The sequence below is a fragment of the Paraburkholderia jirisanensis genome, assembly GCF_054782355.1.
In genome coordinates this window covers 855,134-876,970 of the sequence record NZ_BAAGSQ010000026.1, presented here as the reverse complement: position 1 = coordinate 876,970, position 21,837 = coordinate 855,134, and the positions used below count along the sequence as shown (strand labels likewise).

The following is a 21,837-nucleotide window of genomic DNA, read 5'->3' as shown; positions in this document are numbered from 1 at the left end:
AGGTCCACCTGAGCGTGCCGCGCGGCGCTAACCATGCGCCCGCTACGCTCGGCCTGCACTCCTGAACTCCGTTTAAGCTCCGCTTCCTGAGGAGACGTCCATGTCGGATATCCAAGCCGCGGCTGCGCCCGCGCAAACCGAAACCTTGAACCTGCTCGATCGCATCGTCCACGAAGGCCGCATGGCCCACGATGTCGAACAGGAACAGCACGCCCGCGAACTGCTCGCCGAATTCGCGCTACAGGTGCTCGACAAGAAAATGACGGTCAGCCGCGACACAGTCGCGATGATCAACAACTGCATCAAGAAGATCGACGAGATGATCGGCGAGCAGATGAACGCCGTGCTGCACCATCCCGATATGCAATCGCTCGAATCGTCGTGGCGCGGCCTGCACTACATGGTGCAGAACACCGAGACCAGTACGCGCCTGAAGCTGCGTCTGTTGAACGCATCGAAGAAAGACCTGCAAAACGACCTCGAAAAAGCGATCGATGTCGATACCAGCGCGCTCTTCAAGAAGATCTATGAAGAGGAATACGGCACGTTCGGCGGCTTTCCGTTCAGCCTGCTGATCGGCGATTACTACTTCACGCGCCAGAATCCGGACCTCGGCCTGCTCGAGAAACTTGCACAGGTGGCCGCGGCCGCGCACGCGCCGTTTATTTCGGCCGCCCATGCACAGCTGTTCGACATGGCCAGCTTCACCGAGCTCGGCGTGCCGCGCGACCTGTCGAAGGTATTCGAAACCATCGACATGCACCGCTGGCGCGAATTCCGCAAGAGCGAAGACTCGCGCTACGTCGCGCTCACATTGCCGCACGTGCTGATGCGCCGGCCGTACCATCCGGATAGCAACCCGGTGGAAGGCATGAACTTCGTCGAAAACGTCGACGGCACCGATCACTCGAAGTACCTGTGGGGCAATGCGGCCTACGCGCTCGGCCAGCGCATCACCAATGCGTTTGCGAAGTACAGCTGGTGCGCGGCGATTCGCGGCGTGGAAGGCGGCGGCGCAGTCGAGAAGCTGCCCGACCATATCTTCCAGACCGCAGCCGGCGACAAGGCGATGAAGTGCCCGACCGAAGTGTCGATCACCGACCGCCGCGAGAAAGAGCTGGACGCGCTCGGCTTTATCGCGCTGTGCCACAAGAAGAACGAAGGCGTTGCGGTGTTCTTCGGCGGCCAGACGGCCAACAAGCCGGTGGCCTACAACACCAACGAAGCGACCGCCAACGCACGCATCTCCGCGATGCTGCCGTACGTGCTGGCCGCGTCGCGTTTCGCGCATTACATCAAGGTGATCATGCGCGACAAGGTCGGCAGCTTCATGACGCGCGACAACGTGCGGGCGTATCTGAATACGTGGATCGCCGACTACGTGCTCGTCAACGACAACGCGCCGCAGGAAATCAAGGCGCAATACCCGCTGCGCGAAGCGCGCGTCGACGTAACGGAAGTGGCCGGCAAGCCGGGCGCCTATCGCGCCACGGTGTTCCTGCGGCCGCACTTCCAGCTCGAGGAACTGACTGCCTCGATCCGTCTCGTCGCGACGCTGCCGCCGCCGGCCGCTGCGTAAGTTCGATGCCGGCCCACGCCGGCATCGGCACCGATAACCAGAATCATGCGGTGCGGCCCGCCGGGCACGCACCGCTTTCACACGTTTCAGGAGCGCATCCATGGATTCGATCATTCTCGACCTCGGCAGCGACATCAAGGGCGAGTGCACGCTCGAGGGCTATACCGACAAGATCGAGTTGATGTCGTACAGCCATAACGTTGCGATGCAGGTCACCAACGACGTCAGCAATTCCGAACGTACGTCGGGCAAGCCGCATGTCGGCGAATTCACCGTCACGAAGTTCGTCGACGTGTCGACGCCGACGCTGAACGAATACTGCTGCGGCGGCAAGGCGATTGCGACCGCAACGGTAATCGTGGGCCGCAATGCGGCGGAAAGCGATGGCAAGATCATGCCGTTCATCACGTACACGCTGAGCAACGTGGTGCTGAGCAATGTCAGCGTATCGGGCGGCGCGGGTGGCAAGCCGGTCGAGACGCTGTCGCTGAACTTCACGAAGATCAAGTGGGAGCTGACCACGCAGAAGGACGACGGTTCGAAGGAAGGCACCGCCGCGTCGACGTGGGATATGGCTGCCAACAAGATGGTCAAGTAATCCCGCCGGACCCGACGCACGCCCATGCAGAACCCCGCGCCTCCCGTCGCGCCGATGCCGCTGTTCGAGCGGCTGGAGGACGACGCACCTTTTGTTTCGTACGAGCCGCAGGTGCGGCGCACGCTCACCGCCGACGAATTGCGCGGCTCGGTGCGCGCCGAACTGATGCGGCTTCTGAACACGCGGCGCGGCACGGCGCGCGATGGCCGGCCGCTCGACGTGCTGTATTACGGGCTGCCGGACTGGAGTGCCCGCTCCGCGGCGCGCAGCGCCGACCACGCAGCGCTCGCGCGCGATGTGGTCGAAGCGATCCGTGCGTTCGAACCGCGCCTGCAGCAGCCGCGCGCGCAGATCGAGGCCGACCCGCAGGCGCCGTGGCGTCTGCAGTTGCGCATCATGGGCAGCCTCGCCGACGGCAACGGTAACGGCACGACGCGGGTGGCCTACGTCGCACAGCTGGTGGATGGACAGCCGGTCGGAATCGTCGATGAACGACTCGCTTGACGATCTGCTGCTCGACTACTATCAGCGCGAGCTGAGCTATATGCGGCGCGCGAGCGACAGCTTCGCGCAGCGCTATCCTAAGATCGCGCGCCGGCTACAGCTGTCTGCCGGCGAATGCGCCGATCCGCACGTCGAACGCCTGCTGGAAAGTTTCGCGGTATTGACCGCGCGCATCCAGCGCACGCTCGACGACGAATACTCGGAACTCACCGACGGCCTGCTCGAACAGTTCTACCCGTATGTATCGCGGCCGCTGCCTTCGATGACGATCGTGCAGTTCGATGCCGACCCGACCCAGGGCAGCGTCGCCGAGGGTTACACGGTGCCGCGCGATACGCCGCTGCAGCATGTCACAGCCGGCGGCACGACACTGCGCTGGCGCACCTGCGCCGACGTGACGCTGTGGCCGATCGAGCTGCAGCGCGCGCATCTGCTAAGTGCCGAGGAAGCTCAGGCAGCCACCGGCGACCCGTCATTACAGGCAGCGTTGCGGCTGTCGTTGCGTTGCACCGGTCAACACACGTTCGGCGCGCTGCCGATCAAAAAGCTGCGCGTGCGGCTAGCCGGTTCGCCGGTAACGGCAGCAGCACTCTACGATCTGTTGTGCGCGCATGCATCGACGGTGTATCTGCAGGTGCCGGGCGACAAGACCCGCGCGTTGCCGGGCCGCCCCGAACCGGTCGGTTTCGGCGACACCGAAGCGATGCTGCCGCTCGAAGACGGCGTACACCCGGCTTGCCGGCTGCTGGTCGAATACTTCGCGTTCCCGGAGAAATTCTCCTTCTTCGATCTGCCGTTCGCACCGTCGCCCGACACCGGCAATCAGGTCGAGCTGCTGATCGGCCTGCGTGCCGCGCCGGGCGGCAAGCTGACGCTGCACACGCATGACTTTGCGCTCGGCTGCACCAGCGCAATCAACCTGTTTGCGCGCACCTCGGAGCCGCTGCGGCCCGACGGCACGCAGCGCGAAATGCGCCTGAGTCCTGACGCGCATCGTGAAGCAAGCAGTGAAATCTACGCGGTGCGCACCGTGCGCGCGGTGAGCGGGCGCGACGTGGTCGAAGTGCCGCCCTACTACGGCGTGCATCACGGCATGGGCTCGGCGCTGTACTGGCACGCGCGGCGTGTGACCGGCATGCATCCGTCGCGGCCGGGCAGCGACATCATGCTGACCTTCGTCGATGCGCGTTTCGATCCGGCCACGCCTGCCGCGCGCACGTTGACCGCCGAGCTGCTGTGCACCAACCGGCATCTCGCGCACGCGCTGGAACCCGGCACTGCGCTGTCGTTCGAGGCACCCGGACCGGTGGCAAACGTGCGTATCGCACACCGGCCGACACCGCAAATCGCCGCCTCGCTCGACGGCAGCTCACGCTGGCGGCTCGCGTCGCAATTCGTGTTGAACCACGCATCGCTGGTGAGCGGGCCGCAAGCGCTGCCCACGTTGCGCGAAATGCTGGAGCTGCACAATCTCGCGGCAAGCCCTTCTGCACAGCGGCAGATTGCCGGGCTGAGCGCGGTGGCCAGCGAGGCGATCGTCGCGCATGTCGGCACGGACGCATGGCGCGGCTGGCGCAACGGCCTAAAGGTCAGCGTCGAACTCGACCACGCGCATTTCGTCGGCACCAGCACGGTGATGTTTTCCGGCGTGCTCGCGCACTTCTTCTCGCTTTATGCGAGCGTCAACCGTTTCGTGCATACCGCGCTGACGCGCGATGGCAGGGAGATTCACGCATGGCGGCCGATCCAGGGCAGTCCGCTGGTTCTGTAGCGCAGCGCCTTTTCGACGCGCCGCATGCGTTCGAATTCGCGCAGGCCGTGCGTCTGTTCGAGCTGTTGCGCCGCGATGCGGTGCCGCTCGGCACCGGCCTCGATCCGCATGCCGAAGCGCTCGGCTTGAGCGGTGCACTTGCGCCGGTGTTCGCAGCCAGTGCGCTGGGGCCGCTGCGCCGCGCGCCGCGGCAGTCGCTCGCGCTCGATTTCGTGCCGCCACTCGACGACACGCCGCCTCAGCCGCAGCTGCAAGTGAACGGGTTTTCGCTCGGCGGCCCTGAGGGTCCGCTGCCCGATGCATACCAGGAGTGGCTGCAAGACCGCCTGCGCAACAAGGACACCGCGGCCGCTGCGTTTCTCGATCTGTTTCAGCACCGCCTGCTCGCGCTGCTGTATCGCGCGCAACGCAAATATCGCGTGGCCGATCCGTTCGCCGAGCCGGAGCATAGCCCCGCCGAGGTCATTTTGCGCGGCATCGCCGGGCTGCAACTGCGCGCGCGTCATCGAACCGAGCCTGAACCCGGCGTCGATGTGCGTGCGGTGCTGTCGCGCGCCGGGCTGTTCGCCAACCGGCGCCGCTCGCTGGCCGGCTTCGACGTGCTCGCCTGCCATCATTTCGGCATCCAGATCGGTACCACGCCGTTCGCGGGCGGCTGGCGCACCTTGCCTGAAGCGAGCCGCACGCGGGTCGGCAAGAACGGCCGCAATCATCTGCTGGGCGCGGGCGCGGTGGCCGGCCGGCGGATCTGGGACGAACACCGCGGCATCACGATCCGCATCGGTCCGCTGAAGCTGGCCGCATACGAAGCCTTTCTGCCAGGCGGCGCACGGCATCGCGAACTGCGCGCGCTGGCGTGCGCGTACTTCGGTGCGGATCTCTACCTGCATATCGAACTGCATCTGCTGCGCGGCGAGCAGCCGCCCGCGCGCCTGTCGAGCGCACAACCGCTGCGGCTGGGCTGGACCGCATGGTCCGGCGCGGATCCGACGCCGCCCGCGCGCGTCGCTCGCATGACGTTCGCGGGCGAGCGCGGAGCGCACGGATGACGCTCGACCTGAAGACGCTGGTCGGCAAGCTCGAACGCCCAGCGCGCGATGCGCTCGAACGGGCTGCGCAGGCCTGTTTGCGACAAACCCATTTCGACGTCGAAATCGAGCACCTGCTGCTCGAATTGCTGGATATCGAAGGCGGCGATCTCGCCGTCGTGCTGTCCCATTGCAGCCTCGAACGCGACACGCTGATCGCCGAAGCGCGTGCGGCGCTCGAGAAATTCAAGCGCGGCAATACGCGTACGCCGTCGTTTTCCGTGCACCTGGTCATGCTGCTGCAAGATGCGCTGCTGCAATCGACGGTCGTGATGCAGGATCCTGCCGTCAAGTCCGGCATGCTGCTGCTCGCACTGCTCGACAACGACACGTTGTGCGCGCAACTGTCGGCGAGCATGCCGTCGATGCTGCGCGTGTCGAGCGCGGCGTTGCGCACGCACTTCAGCACGTGGCTTGCCGCATCGTCGGAGCGCGCGGCGGCGGCCGCACCGCCTGCTTCGCGGGCGCGCCCGTCGTCCGGTGCCGCAACCGAGGTGCCGTCGGCACTCGACCAGTACACGCAGGACCTGAGCGCCGATGCGCGCACAGGCCGCATCGATCCGATCATCGGCCGCAACGCGGAAATTCGCCAGACCGTCGACATCCTGCTGCGGCGCCGGCAGAACAATCCGATTCTGGTCGGTGCGCCGGGCGTGGGTAAGACGGCGATCGTCGAAGGCCTCGCGCTGCGCATCGCGGCCGGCGACGTGCCACCGCCGCTTGCCAACGTCACGCTGCGCGTGCTCGATCTGGCCTTGCTGCAGGCAGGCGCCGGGGTCAAAGGCGAATTCGAGCAGCGCCTGAAAAGCGTGATCGACGAAGTGAAGCGCGCGCCGCAGCCGGTGATCCTGTTTATCGACGAAGCGCACACGATGATCGGCGCGGGCGGCGCCGAAGGTGGCAGCGACGTCGCAAACCTGCTGAAGCCGGCGCTCGCGCGCGGCGAACTGCGCACGATTGCCGCCACCACGTGGCTCGAATACAAGAAGTACTTCGAAAAAGACCCGGCACTGGCACGGCGCTTTCAGCTGGTGCAAGTCGAAGAGCCGGACGAACAGACCGCCGTCGCGATGCTGCGCGGCGTCGCGGCGAAGCTCGAACAGCATCACGGGGTGGCCGTGCTCGAAGCGGCGATCGTCGATGCCGTGAAGCTGTCGCACCGCTACATCTCGGGGCGCCAGCTGCCGGACAAGGCGATTGCGGTACTCGACACTGCATGCGCGCGCGTCGCACTCGCGCAGCACGACACGCCGCCGCAGCTCGAAGCCGCGCGGCATCGCGAGCATGCGGTGCGCGAAGAACTGGAGCGCCTGAAGCAGGAAATGGTGATGGGCGCCAATCATGCAGCGCGGGTCGCGACGCTCGCAGCCGAACATCAACGCAACGCGACGCTCGCGCGCGACCTCGACGCGCGCTGGCGCGACGAAGCCGCGACGGTGCGCGAGATTCTCGCGACGCGCGCCAAACTCGCCGCACTGGATCGGGCAGTGCAGAGCGCGCCCGACACCGCCCATGCACAGACCACCGACGACGGCGACGCACTCGAAGACCTCGCCGCGGAACTCGCGCGCCTCGAGAGCGGCCTCGAAGCGATTCGCGACGACGACCCGATGGTGCCCGTCTGCGTCGATTCGAAAGCTGTGGCGGCGGTGATCGCGAGCTGGACTGGCATTCCGGTCGGCAAGATGCTGGCTGACGAAGTGCACGCGGTACGTACCCTGAAGGCCCGGCTTGCGCAGCGCATCATCGGGCAGGATGCGGCGCTCGAACGGATCGTCAAGCGGATCCAGGCGTACCGTGCGGGCTTGACCGATCCGTTGAAACCGGTCGGCGTGTTTCTGCTGGTCGGACCGACCGGTGTCGGCAAGACCGAGACCGCGTATGCGCTCGCCGACGCGCTCTATGGCGGCGAGCGCAACCTGATCGCGATCAATCTCTCCGAGTATCAGGAAGCGCACAACGTGTCGCAGCTGAAAGGCGCGCCGCCGGGCTACGTCGGTTACGGCGTGGGTGGCATGCTGACCGAAGCGGTTCGGCGCCGGCCCTATAGCGTGGTGCTGCTCGACGAAATCGAAAAAGCGCATCCCGACGTGCTCGAAGCGTTCTACAACGTATTCGACAAAGGCATGATGGAAGACGGCACCGGCCTTACCGTCGATTTCCGCAACACGGTGATTCTCGCCACCAGCAATGTCGGCTCGGAACTGCTGCTGAACACGCCCGTTGCCGCGCTCGCCACGGATGCATTCGCAAAGCACCTGCGCGAAGTGCTGCTGGGCGCATTTCGCCCGGCCTTTCTCGCGCGCATGACGACGGTGCCGTACCGGATGCTCGACGATGCGATGCTGCGCGCGATCATCGAACAGAAGCTCGAACAACTTAGAACGCGCTACCACGAGTCCACCGGCAAGCAGTTCGCGTTCGACGCGCGCATCATCGATGCGGTGCTCGCGCGCTGCCGCGCGGCCGGCGCGCGCGAAATCGACAACGTGATGATGAACGAACTGGTCGGCACGCTTGCGCAATGGGCGCTCGAATGAGCCCGTGCATGAGTCTGCGCGTATGCCCCAACGCAGCCGGCGCGGCCGCGTTGGCCTGTGAATCCTGTTTTCCGCTGCGCTAGCTTTCATGTCCCGCCCGACTCCGACTGACGACACTACCCGTATCGCCCTCTCCGGCGGGCCGTTCGACGCGCTGTTTCCAGCAACATTCAGCGGCCGCGAGGCGCTCAGTTCACTTAGCGAAATCAGCTTGCGCGCGATCGGCGCTGCGCCGCCGGTCGCGCTCTCGGGTTTGACCGGCCAGCATGCAACGCTGTCGCTCGAATGGGCCAGCACGCCGCGCCTGCTCGACGCACTGTGCACGCGCGTGTCGCAATTGCCTTCGACGGTCGACGGCAGCCACTATGCGCTGGAACTGCGCCCGTGGCTGTGGCTGCTGACGCTGGCTGCGAACAACCGCATTTTCCAGGGCAAAACCACGCAGCAGATCGTCGAGGCGGTGTTCACCGGCCACAGCCAGACCGATTACTCGTTCAACCTGACGGGCAGTTACGAAACCCGCGACTACTGCGTGCAATACGCGGAAACCGATTTTGCCTTTGTCAGCCGGCTGTGCGAAGAAGAAGGCTGGTTTTACTTCTTCACGCACAGTGACGGCACGCACACGCTGACGATCGCTGACAACAACGACGCGTTCGCCACCCTCGCCGGCGCCGCCACGCTGCCCTACGCGCCCGGCCAGAGCGGTGCGCGGGAGTTGGCGCAAGTACTGTACTGCGAGATCGTCGCAGAGACGGTGACCGGCATCTTTGCGAATTCCGACTACGCGTATTTAACGCCCGCCTCGCAGCTCTACTCGCAAGCCGAGGCCGACAGCAGCGCGCCGACCGTCTATGAGTATCCGGGCCGCTATCAAACCAGTTCGGTGGGGTCGAGTGCGACCAAACGCCGTATCGACGCGTTGCGCACCGGAGCACGCCAACTGATCGGCGAAAGCAACTGCCGCGCGCTCGTGCCGGGCGGCCGTTTCACGCTGTCGGGGCACGAATCGAGCGATGCGAATATCGACTGGGTCGTGTCGAGCGTCGTGCACGATGCGAATCACGGCCAGTATCGCAACCGCTTCGAAGCCTTTCCCGCCGATACGGACTGGCGGCCGCCGCGCATCACGCCACGGCCGGCAATGCCGACGCAAACCGCGACCGTGGTCGGCAAGGCCGGCGAGGAATTGTGGACCGACCAGTATGGGCGCGTGAAAGTGCAGTTCCATTGGGACCGCGACGGCAAGAACGACGAACAAAGCTCGTGCTGGATTCGCGTGGCACAGCCTTGGGCCAGCAAGACCTTCGGCATGCAGTTCATGCCGCGCATCGGCGACGAAGTGGTGGTGACCTTTGTCGACGCAGACCCGGACCGGCCGCTGATTACCGGCAGCGTCTACAACGGCGCGAATCTGCCGCCGTATACGCTGCCCGACAACCAGACGCAGTCGGGCATCAAGACCAATTCGTCGAAAGGCGGCAACGGCTTCAACGAACTACGCTTCGAGGACAAGAAGGATAGCGAGGAAGTGTTCCTGCAGGCGCAGAAGGATCTGAACGCGAACGTGCTGAACGACACGACGTGGACCATCGGCCATGACGAAACCAGCACGATCGAGAATGCGCGCACGCACACGGTGAAAGCAGGCGACGATACGCTGGTGGTCGAGCAAGGCAATCGCAGTGCGACAGTCAAGACCGGCAACGAGACCGTCGACATCAAGGGCACGCGTACCGTGAAGGCCGGCGGCAACGAAACGCGCACGGTGGGCGGCAATCTCGACCAGACCATCACGGGCAACATGACGCTGACGGTGGACGGCAATCTGACCATCAAGGTCAGCGGCACGCTGACGCTGCAAAGCACCGGCAACCTGACCGCCAAAAGCGACGGCTCGATCACGAATCAGGCTGCCATGTCGCTGACCAATCAGGCGGGCACGTCGCTGACCAACAAGTCGGACGGCACGCTGTCGAACGAGGGGCAAAGCGTCACGAACAAAGGCGCGGTCGAGCAGACGGTGGACGGCGGCGGCATGCTGACCGTCAAGGGCGGCATCGTGAAGATCAACTGAAGTCGACGCCATGGCACAAGCGCAGCAGCAAAGAATGCAGAACGTCTCAGTCGTGCGCAGCGACGCGCGCGTCGACGGCACCACGCTCGACGGCGAATTGCACGGCACCACGCGCGTGCAGGCCGACGGCGTGGTGATCGCGGTGCTCAATTACGCGCGTGGCGTGCTGCACGGACCGGCCACGACGATGCATGCGGACGGCTCGCGCTCGGCGCAATTGAACTACGTGAACGGCAAGCTCGAGGGCAAGGCGATTTACTACTTGCCGGATGGGGCGGTGCAACGTGAAGCGCATTACGCACAGGGCTTGCTGCACGGCGAATGCAAAACATGGCTGCCGGATGGCACGTTGCTGGAACACGCGGTGTACCGGCAAGGCAAGTTGCAAGGCATGCAGCAGCGGTTTCACCCGAACCGCAAGCTGGCAGAGCGGCAAGTGTTCAATGCCGGCAAGCCGGTCGAGCCGGCGCACCGCTATGCGAGCGACGGGCGGCCGCTCGACAAGGATGGCAAGCCGATTTCGCGCTGGAAACAGTGGTGGCAGTCGGTGTCTGGGCAGGCGGATGCGGCGCCCAGTTGAAGCGGCCGGCCTTTTTAAGGCACTAGCGTGGTGACCTGCCCCGGCTGCACGACCTTGATCATGCCGCCCCACATGCACATCAACATGCCTTGCGCATCGAGAGCCGGCATCGAACCGATCAGCACGGTCGGCGCGCCGCCGGGAATCCATGGTGCGGTGGTGGCCGGCATGCAGGGCATCGGCGTGAGCACGCCGAGCGCGGCTGCCGTAGCGGAGATAACCGTGGGATTCGCCGGGCTTTGGCACATCCCGAACGGCGCGACGTTGACGATCGGGATCGAATCGGCAAGCGTTGCCGCGGGCACACCGCCAACCAGCGTGCGGTTGGTGGGCAAGACGTTCAGCGTTCCCGGTGCGGCGCCGAATGAACACTGCAGCATGGCGCCGGAGCAGACTTGTGGGCTTGACATCGAATCACGCGATCAATAGGGAAAGGGCGGACGATACGCGTACCACGTGCTCCAGGTCAGCTGCCCGGCCACATGCTCCGCTCTGCGCGATGCGATTGGCCCGGCATTGACCGGCAGGCAGCACATTATGCTGCGATTGCGCCGCGTTAGCCAGCAGCCTGCAGTCGCGACGGATCGGCCTGCAGAATCGAGTACTGACTGACCGCCGCCAAAGTCTGTCCGCCGCCCACGCCAGAAAGACTCGCATCGTTGAGCAGCCTCAGAAAATCCTTCGACCACGATCCGTTTTCCGACGTGTTGGTGTCCTTCACCAAAGCGCCCTGCTCGTATTCGCGCGTATGCGTCGACTGGCCCGCGGACTGCTGCAACGTTGCGCCGAGGAGCTTGCCGTCTTTAAAGGTGATATTTGCCACGCTCGATGCCGAATCGGCGATCTGCACGAAGTCGTAGTTCTGCGACTTCCTGTCGTTGGTGAGGGCCAAGCCCCCGCTGCCGGGAATCGCCTGGTGAAAACTCGCGTGCAACTGCGAATTCTGCTGCTGTTTGATCGATGCGCCAAGCGGACCGCCGCTGCTGATCTGGGTGCTCTGCGACACCTGATACGAAAACGCGTCGTACTCGTCCAGCCGATACGGATTGCTTTGCCTCGGCGTCTGCACGACGGAAGCCGTGAAGTCGGCGAGACCACTGAGCAGGCTGCGGTCGCTTCCGTTCATCAACGCCGCCGCGGTGCTCGCAGCGCCGGTTGCCGGCGTGATGCTGTAGTTGCTGTTCATCGCCGTAAAAGCATCGTCGAAGCTCGACATCAACGCAGTGTTGCCGTGGCCGCGTTGCTGCGCATTGTTGAACTGCTGCAGATAGCTCTTGATCGCAGCGTCCTGCTGCTGCGCCGAACCGCCGATGGTCGCCAACGTCGACATGTTGACGCTCAGGTTGATTGAGCCGTCCGGACCGCTCGACTTCAACAGGCGCTGTTGGCTGTCGGCGTGCAAATTCACCGTCTGCTTGCCGCTCGCACCCTGCACCACCGCATTGAAATCGATCGACGAAAAGTCTTTCGCATCGTATTGCAGCAGGCCGCTGATATTGAGCGTCGGCGTGTCGGACGTGAGGCCGTCGATCGCGGACTGAAACGACGTCGCAAGACCCTTCAGTGCATTGCGGTCTGCAGCGGTGAGCGTGCCGTTGGTCACGTTCACTTGCACACCCAGGCCGTCGGTGTCGCTATCCAGCGAGATTTCTACCGTGGCGCCCGATTTGGTGGTGACGTCGAGCGTGATCTGATTGGCCGCCGATTTGTGCAGTTGAGCCTGCGTGGAAGCGATGGCCGCTGCACTCTGGTTTCCGTCGGTGAGCAGCACCGATTGCGAAAAACCGGCGCCGGTGCTGCTGAGCTGTTTCAGCACAGCGGCGCCGAGTCCGTTGAACTGCTGCGCGCCGGTCAGCACCGCCATATTGCCCGCTATCCTCAGCGAGACCGGGTCGCTTGCGGTGTTCTCCCAAACCGGCTGATAGGCGGTATAGAGGGCGTACACCGGCGAAGATGCGCCGGCCGCCGCTTGCGCCAGCGTGACAGACGTGGCGGGCGTGGTCGGCGGCGCCGCCGGGCTTAGACTGGTTTTGGCGACTGGCGACGTCTTCGTCGTGTTCGTTTGATCGAGCGACGCCAACAGGTTCGCGGTATTCAGTGACGAAATGGAGGTCATCGTGGCAGTGGGCAGTGAGGAGGCACGGATTGCCGCCTTTCAGATCGACGTCTGCTCTATCGGCAGTTGTAAGCGAAACTTGAGCGCATCGCTGAAAACGCATCATCTGATGCCAGATCGGTGAAAATGATGCATCCCAGCCCCTGCCCGGAGCACTCTGCCGCCCATGGATATCGATCTCACCCGGACCTTTCTGCAGATTGTCCGCACCGGCAGCCTGGTCGCGGCTGCTTCGCAACTGAACGTCACGCAGACCGCTGTCACGGCCCGCATCAAGACCCTCGAAACACAGCTGAATTGCAGGCTATTCGTGCGCAGCAAGGCCGGCGCAACGCTGACTGCCGACGGCGAGAAATTCCTCGAATACGCGAATCGCATCATGCAATCGTGGGAAGCGGCACGACGCGAGCTGCCGGCGCTACAGCATCGGCAAATCTACCGGCTAGGCGCGGACACGAGTCTGTCGAACCCGTTGATGCTGCTGTGGAGCAATGCGCTGCGGCAGCGCCATCCGTCGTGCCCCGTGCGGGTCGAACTGGGCGACCGGGTTTCGGTGCAGCACAAGGTGCGCAGCGGCCTGCTCGATGCGGCGCTGGTGTTCGAACCCGAGTACGTCGCGGGCATGCAGATCGAGCAGGTCGTCGAGGAAAAGCTGATACATGTACGCACCGTCGATAGACCGGGCGAATATGTGTACGTGGACTGGGGTGCGGAATTCCGCAGGCAACACGATCTGGCCTTGCCCGAATATGTCGGCGCGCCGATGTACTTCGACTTCGGCCCGATCGCGCTGCAATACGTGTTGCTGTACGGCGGGCACGGCTATTTCAGGGCCCGCGTGATGAGTACCTATCTCGAGCAGCGCGTGCTGGAGCGCGTGCCCGATGCGCCTGAGTTCTCGTATCCGGTGTTCGCGGTCTACCCGCGCGCGTCGACACGGCCCGGTGTGCGGGAATCGCTCGACGCGCTGCGTCAACTCGCCACCAACGACGCCGACTGGTCGCAACGCTGGGGCTCGCACTTGCCGGCATCGAGGCCGCCGTCAGCCTGACCGGATACGCGACGCGGTCAATGCGCAGTTAAATACGCAACCGAGTACGCAGCTAAGCACGCAACCCGGCGCGCTTTAAACGAACACGCGCCACCGGGCCACGGACGACAACCAATCGATGCAGGTCCGCACGCCGAGATAAGCGACGAACACGTTCGTCACCGCGAACACGGCCGGCGCCAGGCTGACGCTTGCCGCCTCCCCCGCCAGCGCAAGCTTCAGGCACGTGACGCAGGCCGACACGATGCCGAAGCTGAAGGCCCACCACGCATAGCTGAACTTCTGCTCGGTGATCCAGCTGACGAGCCGGAAGCCGACCAGCATCTGGAACAGCGCGTAGCCGAGCAGCATCAGCAGCCATGGTTGTGGCGTCCCGGGCGCGATCACCAGCAATGCCGACGCAAGCACCACCGGCGGCGCGAACTGGATGCCGAGCGACGAGCGCTGCGCAACCGGCAACGAATCCCCATGCCACAGCCGGCCGATAATCAGCGGTTCGAGCGCGAGCCATGAAAACACGCCGATGCCGAGCAGCAGCCAGGCCCATCCGGTCGCACCGAGCGCGCCCAACGCCGCGGCACTGGTGAAGTTGCCGGCGACGGTCGGCAGATAAAGCGTCGGCACGCTATCGGTGCTCTGGCGGCCGCCTTGCCACAGCGTGCCGGTATGCCAGATCGAAAACAGCAGATGCCACGCGAGGCCAAATATTGCTATGGCCCACGCGAATGCGCGGGAATGCGGCAGCACGGCCTGGCAAATCAGCATCGTCGCGATGCCGACGAGTGCCGGCGTGCTGCCCGCTACCGGATGCCGGAATTCGTCGACCGTCTTGCCAGGTTCGCGCCACGCGTGCAGCGCATAGGACAGCAGCAAGCCGAGCCAGACCAGCAGCGCAACGCCGAGAATCGCTTCGCCAACCCACGCCGGGGTATCCCATAGCCGCGCAGCCACACGCCAGCTTTGCCCAAGACCGGAAAGGCCGAGCACGATACTGAACATCGAGGCGGGAATCCGGGCGGGAATCTCGACGGGGCGGGACATAGGCGGCTCCACTTGACGACTGGACGGCCGTCAGTGTTACATCCGCCGCTGGCGATGACCAATTCAATGTTTTGCGCAATAAGTGCAAAAATTTTGCTGCTACGATGAACGCCGTGATCCGCTAAAGCACGAGGGCCATCGCCATGTCCGATATCAGCCTTGCCGAAATCTACCGGGCCTATCTTGCCTGTCTGAACAAACAGAACTGGTCGACGCTGGATCAATTCGTCGATGCTCAGGTGAAGCACAATGGCCGCGTGCTTGGCGTTTCCGGCTACCGCGAGATGCTCGAACAGGACTTTCGCGCTATTCCGGATCTGCAGTTCAACGCGCAATTGCTGGTTTGCGAGCCACCGTTCCTCGCCAGCAGATTGCAGTTCGACTGCGCGCCGAAGGGTGACTTTCTGGGGCTTCGGGTTGACGGCAAACGGATCTCGTTTGCCGAGAACGTGTTTTATGAATTTCGCGGAGGGAAGATCTGCGAGGTGTGGTCGGTGATCGATAAGGCGGCGATCGAAGCGCAGTTGTGACGACGCCTCCGTTGCCTGACTGATCGCACTGACGCCGTGGAGTTACGCGGAAGAAATCAGCCAGGTCAGGACTATTTCTACAAGCTACCAAATAGTCTTAACGTGTGCGTAGGCCCGTATTTTTTCGTCCTTCGTCACGAGTGGAACGGCCAACTTGCGCGCGGTCGCCACAATCATGCGGTCGGCTGGGTCTTTGTGAAACTCACCTGGCAACTCAACGGACTTCACTGCGATTTCGGGATCGATCGGGACGAAGCGCACCCCCTCGATAGCCGACACCGTCGCGAGCCAACTCCCTACGTCCATCGACAGGACAAGTTTCTCACGTTCGACCAGCATTGCGATCTCCCACGCGGAGATGGCAGAAACCACCAATTCGCCGCCGGCAAGCTCGCGCTCGATAGCAGCTTTCGCTTTCTTGCTCAGCGTTGGATCGCCGGCCACCCACCACACAAGCGTGTGCGTATCCAGAACGATCACTGCGCCGCCTCCCACTCACCCTCTCCGACTGGTTCAGTCGGGTTCTCGTACCGCACTACCGAGCCGCGCAATACGTCTAGTGGATTGCGCTCGAGGCCCCGGTAAGGTCGCACTTCAAGCGCTGGCCTGCCATGATCCGTGACGATGACGCTTTCGCCTGATGCTTCGACTTGCCGGAAGAATTCAAGCGCTTTCGCCTTGAATTCGGACTTGGATACCTGGTTGCCGTGCATGATTTTGCCTATAGTCATTTGTCAATAGGCATAATTATAGCAAAAGTGAGCACCTGCACCAGTCATTTTCAGCGGAGGCCCGGGCAACCGGCCGGCGCCGCGAGAGCGGCACCGCGCCTTACGCAGGTTTCAACTGTTATTGTCCGCCTGCACGGGAATCCCCTCGATCGGACATTCCGCCGTGCCCGGCGCGCTGCGCGTGATCGCTTCTGCTTTCTTGCGCGCCGCTTCGGGGTCGTTGATCCACTCACGATAGAACCCGAACGGACAGTCCGCCACACCACGCATGCTTTCGCCGGAATTGATCGTTCCGGTATAGCCGCGATGCAGCAGCTTGTACAAATGGTTTTGCGACTGCATGTTGCGCCGCGCATCCCGTATCAGGCTCAGCGACAGTTCTGCGTATTGCACGCCCATTTCTTCTTCGCCGCATTCGCCGAGCGTGCGCCCGTCGAAACCGACAATCGCCGAATGCCCGAAATACGAATACACGCCGTCCCAACCCGTTGCGTTGGCCACCGCGACGTAGGTGTTGTTCATCCACGCCATCGTTTTCGACACCATCACCTGCTGCTCTTTGGCCGGGTACATATAGCCCTGGCAGCGCACGATCAGCTCGGCCCCCTGCATCGCGCAATCGCGCCAGATTTCCGGATAATTGCCGTCGTCGCAGATGATCAGGCTGATCTTCAGCCCCTTGGGCCCTTCCGACACATACGTGCGGTCACCCGGGTACCAGCCTTCGATCGGCGTCCACGGCATGATCTTGCGATACTTCTGCACGATCTCGCCGTGGTTGTTAATCAATATCAGCGTGTTGTACGGCACTTTGTGCGGATGTTCCTCGTGTCGCTCGCCGGTCAGCGAGAACACGCCCCACACGTTGGCCTTGCGGCACGCCGCGCTGAACACTTCGGTTTCCGCGCCCGGAATCACCGATGCGGTGTCGAACATTTCTTCGCGGTCGTACATGATGCCGTGCGTCGAATACTCCGGAAAAATCACCAGATCGAGGCCCGGCAGGCCCTGCTTCATGCCCGTCACCATGTCCGCAATCTTGCGGGCGTTGTCGAGCACTTCGGCTTTGGTATGCAGCCGCGGCATCTTGTAGTTGACCACCGCTACGCCAACGCCGTCCTTGCTGCTTGAAATGTCACCATGTCTCATTGCTGTTCCTCCAGTTTCGTTTCAGGCTGATCGATCGCCGTCCGCGCTGCACCGCGGACGGTGTCGACCTCAATGGCTGATCATCCATGGGCGCCGGCCACTCGACGGGTTCTTCAGCCCATTGGGCTGCGTGCCGCCGCTCGCACCGGCCAATGCAATGCGCGACGTGCTGCAGCAGCCGCAACCCGATGGATGGCCGCTGGTCTGGCGCGGCTCATGCGCGGCCCGTTCGTTGGTCGCATGAGCGATACGCTGCGTGCCCGCCATCAACGCAAGCGCCGGCGCACTGATCATCCGCGACACACTTGCGCCGCAGTCCGGGCAGTGCAGCGGAAGATCGCGTGCGGCAACGCTGCGCATCACGGCGAATGGCCCGCAGGCCGTGCATTCGAAGTCGTAAACCGGCATGAGTGGCTCCTTGCGTTGTCGGGCGTCGTGGTGTCTTGTCGTTGGCTAGCGATCAGGACAGCGCGAGGTCATACGAGATCGGCAAGTCCACTCCGCCGTTCACGTGTTTGATCGGACCATCGGCATTCGGGCGAATATCGAAATCGAAGATCTGCGTAGGCAGCCACAATGTCGCGCACGCATTCGGAATATCGACCACGCCGCTGATATGCCCCTGCACCGGCGCCGTACCCAGCAACGCATACGCCTGCGCGCCCGAATAGCCGAACTTCTTCAGGTACTCGATCGCGTTCAGACAGGCCTGCCGATACGCGATATGCACATCTAGGTAATGCTGCTTGCCGCTCTCGTCGACCGAAATACCCTCGAAAATCAGGTAGTCGTTGTAGTTCGGCGTGATCGGGCTCGGCTTGAACACCGGATTGCGGATGCCGTATTTCTCGACGCCGCCCTTGATCAGATTGACCCGCATATGCACCCAGCCGGCCATTTCGATCGCACCGCAGAAGGTAATTTCGCCGTCGCCCTGGCTGAAATGCAGGTCGCCGACCGACAGCCCCGCGCCATCCACGTACACCGGGAAGTACACCTTCGAGCCGCGCGACAGGTCCTTGATGTCGCAATTGCCGCCATGCTCGCGCGGCGGCACCGTGCGCGCGCCATGCGCAGCCGCTTGCGCCCTGGCGTCGCCGCTCAGCTTGCCCATATGCGCGGTAGCCGCGAACGGCGGGTTGGCGAGCGGCGGCACGCAGTCCGGCTCCGTGGCGATCAGCGCCGCTTCACGTTCGTTCCATGTTTCAAGCATCTTTGCGTCCGGCAGGCAACCGATCAGCCCCGGATGAATCAGCCCCGCGTAGTTCACGCCTGGCACGTGCCGCGAACTCGTATAAAGACCGTGGAAATCCCAGATCGATTTTTGCGCATGCGGAAAATGGTCGGTCAGAAAACCGCCGCCATTCGTCTTCGAGAAGAAGCCGTTGAAGCCCCATTGCGAATCCGGCCGCGCACCGACGTCGAGCAGATCGACCACCAGCAGGTCGCCCGGCTCCGCGCCTTTTACGCCGACCGGCCCGGACAGGAAGTGGACGATCGACAGATCGATGTCGCGCACGTCGTCGGCGCTGTTGTCATTCTTGATGAAGCCGCCGGTCCAGTCGTAGGTCTCCAGAATGAAATCGTCGCCCGGGTTGACCCAGCATGCCATCGGAATGTCCGGGTGCCAGCGGTTGTGGACGTTTTCGTTTTCGTAAGCCGACTGTTTCAGGTCGACTTTGATCAGGGTATCGGGCATCTCACTCGCTCCTCGTTTCACTCACTCGAACATGCGCGGCGACTCATGCCGCCGCACGCCACGGCCCGGCTTGCAGGCCGCTCATTGCCGCTCTTCATTGCAGCTCTTCACACCGACAGGTATTCGCGAATCCGCGCGCTGTCGCCTGCATCGCGCGTGCTCTGATGCACAAAACGCCCGCCTTCGATAACGAACAGCCGGTCGGCCACGTCGAGCGCAAAACTGAGCACCTGCTCCGAAACCAGAATCGCGATCTCACGTGTCTTGCGGATTTCGTTGAGTGCCTTCGCGATGTCCTTGATCACCGAAGGTTGAATGCCTTCAGTCGGCTCGTCGAGCAGCAGCACTTTCGGATTGGTCACCAGCGCACGCGCAATCGCCAGTTGTTGCTGCTGCCCGCCGGACAGGTTGCCGCCCTTGCGCTTGCGCATATCGAACAGCACCGGAAACAGCGCATAGATTTCGTCGGGCACCTGCTTGCTTTGCGCGTTCTCCAGCCCGGTCTGGATGTTTTCCTCGACGGTCAGCGTCGAGAAAATCTGCCGGCCCTGAGGCACGTAGCCGATGCCTTGCGCGACGCGGCGATAGCTTTCTTCGCCGGTGACGTCCACACCGCCCACTCTTACCGCCCCGCGCCGCGACGGCAAAATGCCGATCAGCGTCTTGAACAGCGTGGTCTTGCCCATGCCGTTGCGGCCCATTACGGCCACTGTTTCCTTGCTCGCCACCTTGAAGCCAATGCCGTGCAGCACTTCGCTTTGGCCATAGCTCACTACCAGATCGTCGACTTCCAGCATGTGCGCCTCCTCAATGGCCGAGATAAACGTCGATCACGCGTGGGTCGGCCTGGACTTGCGCCATCGGCCCTTCCGCGAGAATCTTGCCTTGATGCATCACGGTCACCTTGTGCGCGATGCGTTCGACGAAGGCCATGTCGTGCTCGATCACGATCATCGAGCGGTTCTGGCAGATACGGTCGAGCAGTTCCGCGGTCACCTCGCGTTCGCGCACACTCATGCCGGCAATCGGTTCGTCGAGCATCAGCAGTTCCGGCTCCTGCATCAGCAGCATGCCGATTTCGAGCCATTGCTTCTGCCCGTGCGACAACAGCCCCGCTTCGAGATCGAGCGACGCGGCAAGGCCGATTTCATCGGCGACCGTCTGCACGCGGTTCGCCACTTCCGAGTCCTGCCGGTACGCCAGTGCGCCAAACACGCTGCGTCCGCGCGGAAACGACACCTCGAGGTTCTGCGCGACGCTCAGGTTTTCGTAGATCGACGGCGTCTGGAACTTGCGGCCGATGCCTTTGCGCACGCGGCGAAATTCCGCGAGCTTCGTGATCTCCTCGTTACGAAACTTGATGCTACCGGCCGTCTCGCGCGTTTTTCCGCAGATCAGGTCGAGCAGCGTCGTCTTGCCTGCGCCGTTCGGGCCGATCACCACGCGCAGTTCGCCTCGTTCCAGATACAGGTTCAGCGAATCGATCGCCTTGAAGCCGTCGAACGACACGGTCAGGTCTTCGATCGCCAGCAAGAAATCGCTATTGCTCATCGCCCGCTCCTCCGTTATAGGCGGCGCCGCGCAGCACCCGCTGTACACGCGCGCGCACGTGCTGTTCGTAGAGTCCGGCGAGGCCATTCGGGAACGCCATCACGACGCCGATAAACATCGCGGCCATCAGGTACAGCCACAGGTTCGGAAAGCTTTCGGAGAACCACGTCTTGCCGAGATTCACCAGCACCGCGCCGTACACCGCGCCGACCAGCGACATGCGCCCGCCTACGGCTGCATAGATCACCATCTCGATCGACGGCACGATGCCGACAAACGACGGCGACATGAAGCCCACCTGCAACGTGAACATCGCGCCGCCGATTGCCGCAAGCAGCGCCGCGACGCAGAACGCAAACACCTTGAACATCGACACGTCATAGCCGGAAAAGCGCACCCGGTCTTCCTTGTCGCGCATCGCGAGCAGCAGCGTGCCGAGTTTGCTGCGCTGGATCCAGCGGCAGCCGAGCAGCGCCACCAGCAGCAGCACCGCATTGACGAAATACAGAATCAGCTTCGCCTCGTTGCTGCGGATGTCCCAGCCGAGCAGCGTGCGCAGGTCGGTCATGCCGTTCACGCCGCCGGTCAGACCTTGCTGGCCGATGATCAGCACCGACAGGATCAACGCGACCGCCTGCGTGATGATCGCGAAGTACACGCCGCCTACGCGCCGCTTGAACATCGGGTAACTGACGATCAACGCGACCACGGTCGGCACGACCAGCGCCGCCAGGATCGCGAATGGCAGCGAATGAAACGGCTTCCACCAGAACGGCAGCGACGTGATCTGGTTCCAGTCCATAAAGTCGGGAATGCCCGGCGTGGTCTGCGTTTTGGTCGCGATCGGATCGGATGCTTCGAGCTTCAGAAACATCGCCATTCCGTAGCCGCCGAGGCCAAAGAACACGCCCTGACCAAGGCTCAGCACACCGCCATAGCCCCATGCAATCACGAGGCCGATCGCGACGAACGCATAAGTCAGGTATTTGCCCATCAGGTTCAGGCGGAACGCGTCGAGCGCAAGCGGAAAGACAACGAGGATCACCAGCGCGAGCAGCACGATGCTGCCGTAGCCGGATGCCTCGATGCGCGCGACCAGTGCGCGCCAGCCGCCCGCTGCAGGTGCCGCCGGTGCATTCGCACGGGTTGCCGCCGGGGTCGCCGTGGGATTCAGGGGTTCCATGTCCAGCTCTCCGAACCGGTTGATCGAGCACATTCAAGGGGCGCCGCCA

At 63.3% G+C, this 21,837-nt stretch carries 21 protein-coding genes; 10 read left to right on the top strand and 11 right to left on the bottom strand.

Annotated elements, in window-relative coordinates; genetic code table 11:
• The first annotated feature begins 100 nt into the window (after nucleotides 1-100).
• The 8 genes from tssC (at nucleotide 101) to ACYVNQ_RS20215 (ending at nucleotide 10,737) form a co-directional block, all read left to right on the top strand.
• Nucleotides 101-1,579 (top strand): type VI secretion system contractile sheath large subunit, encoded by a 1,479-nt coding sequence (gene tssC, locus ACYVNQ_RS20250; protein ID WP_460904349.1) that lies wholly within the window; start codon nucleotides 101-103, stop codon nucleotides 1,577-1,579.
• Nucleotides 1,580-1,679: 100 nt separating this feature from the next.
• Complete coding sequence (locus tag ACYVNQ_RS20245; protein WP_460904348.1) at nucleotides 1,680-2,177, top strand: Hcp family type VI secretion system effector; 498 nt, start codon at nucleotides 1,680-1,682, stop codon at nucleotides 2,175-2,177.
• Between the two features lie 24 nt (nucleotides 2,178-2,201).
• Nucleotides 2,202-2,681 carry a type VI secretion system baseplate subunit TssE gene (tssE, locus tag ACYVNQ_RS20240; protein ID WP_460904347.1) on the top strand — a complete coding sequence of 160 codons (480 nt, stop codon included), beginning with the start codon at nucleotides 2,202-2,204 and terminating at the stop codon, nucleotides 2,679-2,681.
• Nucleotides 2,665-4,452: a type VI secretion system baseplate subunit TssF gene (gene tssF / locus ACYVNQ_RS20235; protein ID WP_460904346.1), complete on the top strand. Its 1,788-nt coding sequence runs from the start codon at nucleotides 2,665-2,667 to the stop codon at nucleotides 4,450-4,452. Before tssE ends, tssF begins: the two co-directional genes overlap by 17 nt.
• Nucleotides 4,416-5,501, top strand: a complete 1,086-nt coding sequence (gene tssG / locus ACYVNQ_RS20230) for a type VI secretion system baseplate subunit TssG (RefSeq protein ID WP_460904345.1) — start codon at nucleotides 4,416-4,418, stop codon at nucleotides 5,499-5,501. Before tssF ends, tssG begins: the two co-directional genes overlap by 37 nt.
• Entirely contained in the window at nucleotides 5,498-8,080 is a 2,583-nt protein-coding gene (gene tssH / locus ACYVNQ_RS20225) for a type VI secretion system ATPase TssH (RefSeq protein ID WP_460904344.1), read from the top strand. The genes tssG and tssH overlap by 4 nt, the downstream gene beginning before the upstream one ends.
• A gap of 88 nt (nucleotides 8,081-8,168) precedes the next feature.
• Nucleotides 8,169-10,157: a type VI secretion system Vgr family protein gene (locus ACYVNQ_RS20220; RefSeq protein WP_460904343.1), complete on the top strand. Its 1,989-nt coding sequence runs from the start codon at nucleotides 8,169-8,171 to the stop codon at nucleotides 10,155-10,157.
• A 34-nt stretch (nucleotides 10,158-10,191) separates the two neighbouring features.
• Complete coding sequence (locus ACYVNQ_RS20215; RefSeq protein WP_460904342.1) at nucleotides 10,192-10,737, top strand: toxin-antitoxin system YwqK family antitoxin; 546 nt, start codon at nucleotides 10,192-10,194, stop codon at nucleotides 10,735-10,737.
• A gap of 14 nt (nucleotides 10,738-10,751) precedes the next feature.
• Here the strand turns inward: ACYVNQ_RS20215 and ACYVNQ_RS20210 are convergent, their stop codons facing one another.
• Both ACYVNQ_RS20210 and ACYVNQ_RS20205 read right to left on the bottom strand, forming a co-directional pair.
• Nucleotides 10,752-11,147 (bottom strand): DUF4280 domain-containing protein, encoded by a 396-nt coding sequence (locus tag ACYVNQ_RS20210; RefSeq protein WP_460904341.1) that lies wholly within the window; start codon nucleotides 11,145-11,147, stop codon nucleotides 10,752-10,754.
• Nucleotides 11,148-11,293: 146 nt separating this feature from the next.
• Entirely contained in the window at nucleotides 11,294-12,853 is a 1,560-nt protein-coding gene (locus tag ACYVNQ_RS20205; RefSeq protein WP_460904340.1) for a hypothetical protein, read from the bottom strand.
• Nucleotides 12,854-13,019: 166 nt separating this feature from the next.
• On the opposite strand from ACYVNQ_RS20205, the gene ACYVNQ_RS20200 reads away from it, so the two are divergent.
• Nucleotides 13,020-13,904: a LysR family transcriptional regulator gene (locus ACYVNQ_RS20200; protein WP_460904339.1), complete on the top strand. Its 885-nt coding sequence runs from the start codon at nucleotides 13,020-13,022 to the stop codon at nucleotides 13,902-13,904.
• A 75-nt stretch (nucleotides 13,905-13,979) separates the two neighbouring features.
• Here ACYVNQ_RS20200 and ACYVNQ_RS20195 read toward each other — a convergent pair whose 3' ends face one another.
• Nucleotides 13,980-14,945, bottom strand: a complete 966-nt coding sequence (locus tag ACYVNQ_RS20195; RefSeq protein ID WP_460904338.1) for an SLAC1 family transporter — start codon at nucleotides 14,943-14,945, stop codon at nucleotides 13,980-13,982.
• Nucleotides 14,946-15,088: 143 nt separating this feature from the next.
• Between ACYVNQ_RS20195 and ACYVNQ_RS20190 the strand changes: the two genes are divergently transcribed.
• On the top strand, nucleotides 15,089-15,475 hold the full coding sequence (locus tag ACYVNQ_RS20190) for an ester cyclase (protein WP_460904337.1): 387 nt from the start codon (nucleotides 15,089-15,091) through the stop codon (nucleotides 15,473-15,475).
• An 84-nt stretch (nucleotides 15,476-15,559) separates the two neighbouring features.
• Here the strand turns inward: ACYVNQ_RS20190 and ACYVNQ_RS20185 are convergent, their stop codons facing one another.
• The 8 genes from ACYVNQ_RS20185 to urtC all read right to left on the bottom strand — a co-directional run bounded on the left by ACYVNQ_RS20185 (nucleotide 15,560) and on the right by urtC (nucleotide 21,788).
• The gene (locus tag ACYVNQ_RS20185; protein WP_460904336.1) at nucleotides 15,560-15,955 is read right to left on the bottom strand and encodes a type II toxin-antitoxin system VapC family toxin; all 396 of its coding nucleotides are present in this window, start codon (nucleotides 15,953-15,955) and stop codon (nucleotides 15,560-15,562) included.
• Complete coding sequence (locus ACYVNQ_RS20180) at nucleotides 15,952-16,188, bottom strand: type II toxin-antitoxin system Phd/YefM family antitoxin (protein ID WP_460904969.1); 237 nt, start codon at nucleotides 16,186-16,188, stop codon at nucleotides 15,952-15,954. The genes ACYVNQ_RS20185 and ACYVNQ_RS20180 overlap by 4 nt, the downstream gene beginning before the upstream one ends.
• A 129-nt stretch (nucleotides 16,189-16,317) precedes the next feature.
• The gene (locus ACYVNQ_RS20175) at nucleotides 16,318-17,355 is read right to left on the bottom strand and encodes an aliphatic amidase (protein ID WP_460904335.1); all 1,038 of its coding nucleotides are present in this window, start codon (nucleotides 17,353-17,355) and stop codon (nucleotides 16,318-16,320) included.
• Between the two features lie 69 nt (nucleotides 17,356-17,424).
• Nucleotides 17,425-17,763 carry an FmdB family zinc ribbon protein gene (locus tag ACYVNQ_RS20170; RefSeq protein ID WP_460904334.1) on the bottom strand — a complete coding sequence of 113 codons (339 nt, stop codon included), beginning with the start codon at nucleotides 17,761-17,763 and terminating at the stop codon, nucleotides 17,425-17,427.
• Nucleotides 17,764-17,815: 52 nt separating this feature from the next.
• Nucleotides 17,816-19,054 (bottom strand): formamidase, encoded by a 1,239-nt coding sequence (gene fmdA / locus ACYVNQ_RS20165; RefSeq protein ID WP_460904333.1) that lies wholly within the window; start codon nucleotides 19,052-19,054, stop codon nucleotides 17,816-17,818.
• Nucleotides 19,055-19,161: 107 nt separating this feature from the next.
• On the bottom strand, nucleotides 19,162-19,851 hold the full coding sequence (gene urtE / locus ACYVNQ_RS20160) for an urea ABC transporter ATP-binding subunit UrtE (RefSeq protein WP_460904332.1): 690 nt from the start codon (nucleotides 19,849-19,851) through the stop codon (nucleotides 19,162-19,164).
• Between the two features lie 10 nt (nucleotides 19,852-19,861).
• Nucleotides 19,862-20,605 (bottom strand): urea ABC transporter ATP-binding protein UrtD, encoded by a 744-nt coding sequence (gene urtD, locus ACYVNQ_RS20155; protein WP_460904331.1) that lies wholly within the window; start codon nucleotides 20,603-20,605, stop codon nucleotides 19,862-19,864.
• The gene (gene urtC / locus ACYVNQ_RS20150; protein WP_460904330.1) at nucleotides 20,595-21,788 is read right to left on the bottom strand and encodes an urea ABC transporter permease subunit UrtC; all 1,194 of its coding nucleotides are present in this window, start codon (nucleotides 21,786-21,788) and stop codon (nucleotides 20,595-20,597) included. Before urtC ends, urtD begins: the two co-directional genes overlap by 11 nt.
• Between the last annotated feature and the right edge of the window lie 49 nt (nucleotides 21,789-21,837).

Excerpts from the sequence above, each read along its gene's own strand:
- ACYVNQ_RS20200 (WP_460904339.1), top strand. The coding sequence starts at position 13,020 with ATGGATATCGATCTCACCCGGACCTTTCTGCAGATTGTCCGCACCGGC.
- urtC (WP_460904330.1), bottom strand. The coding sequence starts at position 21,788 with ATGGAACCCCTGAATCCCACGGCGACCCCGGCGGCAACCCGTGCGAAT.
- ACYVNQ_RS20175 (WP_460904335.1), bottom strand. The coding sequence starts at position 17,355 with ATGAGACATGGTGACATTTCAAGCAGCAAGGACGGCGTTGGCGTAGCG.
- ACYVNQ_RS20180 (WP_460904969.1), bottom strand. The coding sequence starts at position 16,188 with ATGCACGGCAACCAGGTATCCAAGTCCGAATTCAAGGCGAAAGCGCTT.
- ACYVNQ_RS20215 (WP_460904342.1), top strand. The coding sequence starts at position 10,192 with ATGCAGAACGTCTCAGTCGTGCGCAGCGACGCGCGCGTCGACGGCACC.
- fmdA (WP_460904333.1), bottom strand. The coding sequence starts at position 19,054 with ATGCCCGATACCCTGATCAAAGTCGACCTGAAACAGTCGGCTTACGAA.
- urtE (WP_460904332.1), bottom strand. The coding sequence starts at position 19,851 with ATGCTGGAAGTCGACGATCTGGTAGTGAGCTATGGCCAAAGCGAAGTG.
- tssH (WP_460904344.1), top strand. The coding sequence starts at position 5,498 with ATGACGCTCGACCTGAAGACGCTGGTCGGCAAGCTCGAACGCCCAGCG.
- ACYVNQ_RS20210 (WP_460904341.1), bottom strand. The coding sequence starts at position 11,147 with ATGTCAAGCCCACAAGTCTGCTCCGGCGCCATGCTGCAGTGTTCATTC.
- ACYVNQ_RS20205 (WP_460904340.1), bottom strand. The coding sequence starts at position 12,853 with ATGACCTCCATTTCGTCACTGAATACCGCGAACCTGTTGGCGTCGCTC.
- tssC (WP_460904349.1), top strand. The coding sequence starts at position 101 with ATGTCGGATATCCAAGCCGCGGCTGCGCCCGCGCAAACCGAAACCTTG.
- ACYVNQ_RS20245 (WP_460904348.1), top strand. The coding sequence starts at position 1,680 with ATGGATTCGATCATTCTCGACCTCGGCAGCGACATCAAGGGCGAGTGC.
- tssE (WP_460904347.1), top strand. The coding sequence starts at position 2,202 with ATGCAGAACCCCGCGCCTCCCGTCGCGCCGATGCCGCTGTTCGAGCGG.
- ACYVNQ_RS20170 (WP_460904334.1), bottom strand. The coding sequence starts at position 17,763 with ATGCCGGTTTACGACTTCGAATGCACGGCCTGCGGGCCATTCGCCGTG.
- urtD (WP_460904331.1), bottom strand. The coding sequence starts at position 20,605 with ATGAGCAATAGCGATTTCTTGCTGGCGATCGAAGACCTGACCGTGTCG.
- tssG (WP_460904345.1), top strand. The coding sequence starts at position 4,416 with ATGGCGGCCGATCCAGGGCAGTCCGCTGGTTCTGTAGCGCAGCGCCTT.
- tssF (WP_460904346.1), top strand. The coding sequence starts at position 2,665 with ATGAACGACTCGCTTGACGATCTGCTGCTCGACTACTATCAGCGCGAG.
- ACYVNQ_RS20195 (WP_460904338.1), bottom strand. The coding sequence starts at position 14,945 with ATGTCCCGCCCCGTCGAGATTCCCGCCCGGATTCCCGCCTCGATGTTC.
- ACYVNQ_RS20220 (WP_460904343.1), top strand. The coding sequence starts at position 8,169 with ATGTCCCGCCCGACTCCGACTGACGACACTACCCGTATCGCCCTCTCC.
- ACYVNQ_RS20190 (WP_460904337.1), top strand. The coding sequence starts at position 15,089 with ATGTCCGATATCAGCCTTGCCGAAATCTACCGGGCCTATCTTGCCTGT.